Consider the following 6,443-nt stretch of genomic DNA (forward strand, 5'->3'; position numbering starts at 1 on the left):
GTTGTCGGGCATGGCGGCTTCCGGAAAACAAACGGCGAAACACGTATTGTCTCCGGCCGCAGACTTATCCCGTTCTTAATCAAGTGACAGCACGGAACCGGCTTTGCCGGGCCGTAGGTGTCGCCCCCTGCAAGGGGGGATCCGGCTACACGAAGTGAGCCGAGAAGGGGGTGTGCATTAACGGACCGGTAGGAACTGCAAAAACGTTCCGCCCAGCAGATTTTGAACGTAGGTGATCACCGCGCGGCGGTACTTCTCGGTCAGGACGGAGGCCAGCAGGTCCAGCCGTCCAATGATTTTCCCGAACTCCCGCTCAAAGCTCAGGTTGCGCTCGCGTTCGGTAATTTCGTCGGCCAGCAGCAAGGGCTGGCCCGCGGCATTGCGCCGGTTGGACAGCATCCACACAGCAATTTCCACGTTGCGGGCAGCGTTGTAGATGTATTGCGCATCCAGGCTGTCGGTCAGGTAATACGCGGTTTTCCCGCCGTGGGCCGTGACCACCATGTCGGCGCTGGCATAAATGAACGCCGCCACGCGGTCGCCCTTGAAGTCAGCGCCCAGCGCCAGCGACAGCGCAGCGATATCGCGCTTGCCCTGCAGCTCGGGCCAGGGTGTGCGGGTGTCGACCGCCACGCGCAGCTGGGCAAGGGCCGCGTCGCGCCCGAGCGTGCTGGTTTTTCGCCATTCCGCCGGGTTGCGCCGGTACAGCTTGTCGGCCAGGCGCAGCAGGCTCTCCAGGTTATCGCGCATGCCCAATGTGGCCAGGCGATTCACGTCCGACTGGCCGACCTCGCTGGCGGCCATCGGGGCGGTTTGTGCCTCGCCCCTGTGCGTGGGCGCCTGGCTGGCGCAGCCGGTCAATGCGGCCAGGGCCAGCAACAGGGGAAGGCGGAAAAATGAGAAAGGGAAAGGCGAAGCGGCTGAAGTGGGGAAAGAATGGGGCACCGTGCGCAGGGACATGGGGCATTTTCAACGGCCGCGTGGCGACGCGCAAGCATGGCTTTCCCGGGCCGCCGCCGCAAAGCCGCAACAGCTCCTACGCGGAAGCCTCGCCCGCCTGGGCCATCGGTTGCAGTAGCCCGCGAGACAGCAGCACACGATGGTCAATCTTGATGCAATGGTCCTGCACCACCAGCAAGCCGGCGGCTTCCGCCTTTGCGGCTGCTGTGGCATTGGAAATGCCGAGCTGCATCCACACGCCCTTGGCGCCTATCGCAATGGCTTCATCGACCACCGGCGGGATGTCTTCGCTGTTGCGAAAGCAGTTCACCAGGTCGATCTTCTCGTGCTGCGCGGCCTCGGTCAGCGTCGAATAGGCCTTTTCACCCAGCACCTCGGCGGCGTTTGGGTTGATGGGGATGATGCGGTAACCGTTGGCCTGCATGTAGCGCGCCACATCAAAGCTGGCGCGGTGGGGTTTGGGTGACAAGCCCACCACCGCAATGGTGCGGCAGTGGTTGAGGATGTGCGGCATGCGCTCTGCGGCTGGCAAGGGATTCATGGCTGGTTTACGCCTTGTACTTGACGGAGCAGCCATAGGCCCGGCTGGCCCCAACACTCAGGGGCTTGCCGCCCAGCGCTTCGGTCAGGCCCTGGCGCACGTAATTGGTGGCGGTCTTGATATCGTCAACGCGCGCAGACGGAATGCTGTCGATGCCGCCCGCGTAAATCAGCTGGCCCTGCGGGCTGATGATATACATGTGCGGGGTGGTCCTGGCGCCATAAAGCTGGCCGACCCTGCCGGACTCGTCCATCAGGGTCGCAGTCGGCTGGCCCTGTTTTTCGGCCATCCAGCCGGCCAGTTTGGCAGGTGTCAGGTAGTCGCCGCTTTCCGCTTCCGTCGAGTTGATGGACAGCCACACCACACCTTTGGCGGTGAACTCCCTTTGCAGCGCCTGCATGTTGCCGCTGTAGTGCTTGCGCACAAAGGGGCAGCCCGGGTTGGTCCACTCCAGCACCACCAGCTTGCCCTTGTAGTCGCTCAGGTTGCGGGTCTTGCCGCTGGTGTCAAGGGCCGAAAAGTCGGGTGCTGCCTGGCCGACAGTTGCGGTGGAAGCCTGCGCTGAAAAGGCAGCCGACGCCAGCCAGGGCGCGGCCACGAGGGCGCCTGAAAAACTGCGGCGGCTTAATGCCCGGGCGGGCTGCAAGGGGGTACGCAACATGCTTGAACTCCTTCAGGAAGAAATCAACAACACGACAACAGGTTCTTTACAGCTTGGCCAGTTCGGCCCTGATGCCGTCCACCGACAAAATCTCAGACAACACCACCGGTGCGCGGCCGGGCTTGTAAATCACATACACCGGGACGCCGTTGCGGCCCAGTTGCTTCAGTGCGGCTGTCACTGCCGGGTCGCGCCGCGTCCAGTCGGCGCGCAGCAGCGCCACGTTCTTCGTTTCGATGTMGGCCAGTACCGATGCATTCGAGAGGGTGGTCTTTTTGTTGTACTGGCAGGTCACGCACCAGGCGGCGGTGAAATCCACGAACACACTTTGCCCTTGCGCGGTGAGCTGGTCAACCCGGCCCGGCTCCCAGGCCTGCCAACCGCCTGCTTCCGATATTGAGGACACGGGTGCCGCAGGTTTGACGATGTTTGGGCCAATAGCCCACAGCCCCAGCGTACCCATCGCCACCGAAAAAGTGGCCAGCAGCGTGCGYGCCGYGCCGCGCAGGGTAAARGCCCAGATCGCCAGYGCCATCAACACCAGCAKGGCCAGCAGYGCACCCGCGCCGTCGATGCCRCTTTGCTGGCCCARYACCCAAACCAGCCAGGCGACGGTGGCAAACATCGGGAAGGCCATCAGTTGCCTGAAGGTCACCATCCACGGGCCGGGACGCGGCAGCGCCCGCGCCACGGCCGGTATGGCGCTCGCCGCCAGATACGGCAGTGCCATCCCAATGCCGATGGYGCCGAACACCAACAAGGCTTGCAGCGCGGGAAGGCCCACCGCATAGCCCAGCGAGGCACCCATGAAAGGCGCAGTGCACGGCGATGCGATGGCGGTGGCCAGCACGCCCGACAAAAACGCGTTGGCAGTGGGATTTTTCGCCTGCCAGCCCGCAAGCCGGCCCGGCAGGACATTGCCGAATTCAAACAGGCCCGCCAGGTTCAGCCCCAGCAAGGTGAACAGTGCCGCCAGCAGCGCGACTACCGCCGGATTTTGCAGCTGAAAGCCCCAGCCCAGTTGTTCGCCCGCTGCGCGCAGACCCAGCAGCAGCGCACCCAGCGCCAGGAAAGACATCACGACCCCCACGGTGTAGGCCAGGCCGGTGGCAAGACGCGTGGCTTTGTCCTTGACCTGCACAAATCCCACCACCTTGATGGCCAGCACCGGAAACACGCAGGGCATGAGGTTCAGGATCAATCCGCCGAGCAACGCGCCGAGCAGGGTGGCGATGAGACCGACCGGTGGTGCGTTTTGCACGGGTGCCGCACCGGCCGACGCGTTGGCGCGCAAGGCCGCTTCAAGTGCCGGCGGCACGGCGGTGACGGCCACTGGCGCTGGCCAGGATCCTTTGACCGGCGCGTCAATGCGATAGGCAGTGTTCTCCAGGGCCACCACCAGCGGCATGCTGACAGGGCTTTCGGTGCGCTGGCCCGACAAAGGCACCTGGGCCTTCCACACCGCGCCTTGCCAGGCCTGTTGCCAAGGGGCGGCGGGCTCGATCACGCCACCGGTTTCGGGGTACAGCGCCAGTGTTTTGCCCCGCAGGGCGGCGGGCAAGCCGGCCAGGGAAATGCTGATTGCCTTGCCTTCGACTGCCACCTGGCTGGTACCGGCCGCCAGTGATCTGGGCGTTGCGGCGAACGTGTCCTGAAACAACTGGCCACTGGAGGCGGTTGAGCTTCGCGCCGGGATGCTCAGTGAAAAGTCACCTTCCTGCGGAATGCATTCCTTGCGGCACACCAGCCAGGATGCTTTGAGTTTGACGTCCAGCTGTCTGGCGGCGAAACCGGGCGCCACGGTCAAAGGCACGGGCAGCAGCACGGTTTTTTCATAGCCGTAGTTGGCCAGCGTGCCGATAGGGATTTTTTTCGGGGTTGGCCAGGCGATATCGCCTGCGGTGATGCCGGCCGGCAATTGCCAGTCAAGCTGCGTCGGCAGGCCGGAGTCGCCGGAGTTTTTCCAGTAGGTATGCCATTCAGGCTGGTGCGTGAGCCGCAGCCCCACCCACACCGGCTTGCCGGGCTCCACGCCTTCCGGCGCCCAGGCCAGCAGCTCGGCACTGACCTGCTCCGTCGTGACCACCGCGCGGGTGGCACCCTGCGCGCCTTTGCCCAGAATGTCACTAAAGACCTTTTGAGCGCTAGCGGGCGCGGGGATTGCGCAAGCAGCTATCAAAAATGTAGCAACAATGACAACGGACGGAAAGCGCTTGAATTTCATTGTGCAGGTGTGAGCGGGTGACGCAGAGATTAGTTCCTGGCGGCGACGAGGCAAACAGTACGCCAGCCCCGTTTGTTGACGTTAGTCCATCCTCGCGCTGCCTTATTACAGCCGTTTTCAGGGCCAGCCCAGATAATAGGGGCATGCCGCGCATTGTCCTCGCCACCCTCAACGCGAAGTACGTCCACGCTTCGCTGGGCCTGCGGTACCTGCTGGCCAATATGGACCTGCATGGCCGCCCCGGCCTTCGCGCGCAAACGTTGCTGCGCGAATTTGTGATCCAGCAACGGCCCATGCAGATCGTGGAAGAGCTGCTGGCACTCAATCCTGAAGTGATCGGCCTGGGCATCTATATATGGAACGTTGTCGAAACCACCCAGGTGGTGCGCCTGCTCAAAACCCTGAGGCCTGGCATCAAGATAGTGCTGGGCGGGCCGGAGGTCAGTTACGAGACGGGCGAACAGGAGATATGCCGCCTGGCCGACCATGTGGTGACTGGCTGGGGCGACGTGAGTTTCCCCAGGCTCTGCCGTGCCTTGCTCGATGGCCCGCAACCGCTGATGAAGGTCGTTGCAGGAGAGCAGCCTGCACTGGAAGCGTTGGCCCTGCCTTATGGTGAATACACCGCCCAAGACCTGGCAAAACGGTTGCTCTATGTCGAAGCCTCGCGCGGCTGCCCCTTCAMGTGCGAGTTCTGTCTGAGCTCGCTCGACAAGACCGCCTGGGCTTTTGACCTGGACGCGTTTATGGCCGAGATGGACGCGCTCTACCGGCGTGGTGCACGGAACTTCAAGTTTGTGGACCGCACCTTCAATCTGAAGGTCGAGAACTCGGTACGCATCCTGCAGTTTTTCCTGGACCGTATGGCACCGGACCTGTTTGTGCATTTTGAAGTGGTGCCCGACAGCCTGCCTGACCGGCTCAAAGTGCTGATTGCCCAGTTCCCGGCAGGTTCGCTGCAGTTTGAAGTCGGCATCCAGAGCTTCAACCCCGAGGTGCAACTGCGCATCTCGCGCAAGCAGGACAACGCCAGGACGGCCGACAACCTGCGCTGGCTGGTGAACGAAAGCCGGGCCCATGTGCATGCCGACCTGATCTTCGGTTTGCCCGGCGAGACACTGGAGAGCTTCGCCAAGGGTTTTGACCGCCTGCATGAGCTGGCGCCGCATGAAATCCAGTTCGGCATCCTCAAGCGCCTGCGCGGCACCCCCATTACCCGGCACACGGCAGAGTTCGCCATGGCCTACGACCCACAGACGCCCTACACGATCCTGCAGAACTCCACGATCGACTTTGTCACCATGCAGCGCATCAACCGTTTTGCGCGGTATTGGGAAATGCTGGCCAATTCAGGACGGTTTGCGCGGGGGTTGCAGCTGCTCCTGGTTCCCGGCTCCGCGTTCGGCCAGTTTTTGCGTTTCAGTGACTGGCTGTGGGCCTTGACCGGTAAAACCCATGAGTTCGCGCCCGAAAAACTGGTGGATTTACTGTTTGAGTACCTGACAGACGAGCGGGGCCTGGCCGGCACAGATGTGCGCAGCGCCCTGCTGGCCGACTACCAGGCCAGCGGCGCACGCGGCCGTCCCCACTGCCTGTCTGATGCGCCGGGTGCTGCCAGGCTCGCTGCACCCTTGCATTCCAGCCGGCAGGGCGCAGCGCGGCAAGGCCGCCATGTAAACCAGCAATCAGGCCTTCAGGATGAGCTGGATGTCCACCGGCAAGCCATTCAGAAGGCTGCTGCGGCAGCTTGAGGGGCCAAAGCCCTCATCTTCAAAGCATTTCGTCCGGCGCAAACGGCCCGATCAGCTTGAGCATCAGTTGCAGTCCCCAGCTCGCGTCTGGCTCGATCATGGAGTCTTTCAGTGGCGAACCTTGCGGCGCACGCCACACCAGCCTGCCGTTTTCGAGCTCGACACGGTAGGCGCCGGAAGCCAGCGTGGGCTCGATCAGCCGCGTGGCTTCTGCGGAAATGTTGCGGTTGCGGATGACGATGGCCACTTCGCTGTTTTGCAACTGCGAGCGCAGGTCCAGATTCATCGAGCCCACGACCAGCAGGC

The 6,443-nt window shown here is 63.1% G+C and carries 6 protein-coding genes; 1 reads left to right on the top strand and 5 read right to left on the bottom strand.

Features of this window, described 5'->3' with window-relative positions; all coding sequences use genetic code 11:
- Positions 1–177: 177 nt before the first annotated feature.
- The 4 genes from AC1D0Z_RS14345 to AC1D0Z_RS14360 all read right to left on the bottom strand — a co-directional run bounded on the left by AC1D0Z_RS14345 (position 178) and on the right by AC1D0Z_RS14360 (position 4,386).
- Complete coding sequence (locus AC1D0Z_RS14345) at positions 178–960, bottom strand: hypothetical protein (protein WP_477658899.1); 783 nt, start codon at positions 958–960, stop codon at positions 178–180.
- 76 nt (positions 961–1,036) lie between these two features.
- On the bottom strand, positions 1,037–1,501 hold the full coding sequence (locus AC1D0Z_RS14350; protein ID WP_477658900.1) for a CoA-binding protein: 465 nt from the start codon (positions 1,499–1,501) through the stop codon (positions 1,037–1,039).
- Positions 1,502–1,508: 7 nt separating this feature from the next.
- Positions 1,509–2,162 (bottom strand): thioredoxin family protein, encoded by a 654-nt coding sequence (locus AC1D0Z_RS14355; RefSeq protein WP_477658901.1) that lies wholly within the window; start codon positions 2,160–2,162, stop codon positions 1,509–1,511.
- Positions 2,163–2,208: 46 nt separating this feature from the next.
- Positions 2,209–4,386: a protein-disulfide reductase DsbD family protein gene (locus AC1D0Z_RS14360; RefSeq protein WP_477658902.1), complete on the bottom strand. Its 2,178-nt coding sequence runs from the start codon at positions 4,384–4,386 to the stop codon at positions 2,209–2,211.
- 143 nt (positions 4,387–4,529) lie between these two features.
- On the opposite strand from AC1D0Z_RS14360, the gene AC1D0Z_RS14365 reads away from it, so the two are divergent.
- Complete coding sequence (locus tag AC1D0Z_RS14365; protein WP_477658903.1) at positions 4,530–6,137, top strand: B12-binding domain-containing radical SAM protein; 1,608 nt, start codon at positions 4,530–4,532, stop codon at positions 6,135–6,137.
- Positions 6,138–6,156: 19 nt separating this feature from the next.
- Here the strand turns inward: AC1D0Z_RS14365 and AC1D0Z_RS14370 are convergent.
- The coding region (locus AC1D0Z_RS14370; protein ID WP_477658904.1) for a phospholipase D-like domain-containing protein at positions 6,157–6,443 on the bottom strand (287 nt) is incomplete at its 5' end.

It is taken from the genome of Polaromonas sp. P1_E3 (assembly GCF_056405935.1).